The 406-nt window shown below is 48.0% G+C and carries 1 protein-coding gene; it reads right to left on the bottom strand.

The genetic code is table 11. The features are described 5' to 3' along the window. Positions 1-406, bottom strand: a 406-nt coding sequence (locus AB4585_RS29045; RefSeq protein WP_372172260.1) for an MgtC/SapB family protein, incomplete at both ends; no start/stop codon positions are given.

Genomic DNA, 406 nt, shown 5'->3' with positions numbered 1-406 from the left:
GAATAAGATCCCTCGTTTAGCACCACCAATTTTTATCGCAAAATAGCCTACAAAGGAAATGCTGGCAATGAGCACCACCATCCACCAAATCTCATAGGGGTTGAGGGCATTCCATGGGCCGTAAGATTGGTTTGGCAGAAGAGGGAGCATCACGATGGAAATAAGGAGTAAGCGCAGCGCTGCATCCAGTTCGTACTCTTGTAGCTTTTGTAGGGCTTGGTGAAGTTCTTTTTTATTATCCAGTACCACAGCCGTAAGCACTGCCGCCACCGCGGCTAAGACTGCTTCACCAGAAACAGCAAGGCAGCCAATGATAAAGGTGATTAGCAGGCTCACCACGCCGGTGATACTGATGTCTTCACTGCGCTTTTGCTTCATCACAAAGGCAATACAAGCCAATAAGACC

Origin of the sequence: Vibrio sp. 10N.222.49.C9 (assembly GCF_041474985.1) — a bacterium.
Taxonomy (GTDB): Bacteria; Pseudomonadota; Gammaproteobacteria; order Enterobacterales; family Vibrionaceae; genus Vibrio; species Vibrio crassostreae_C.
This window is presented reverse-complemented; position numbering and strand designations above follow the sequence as displayed.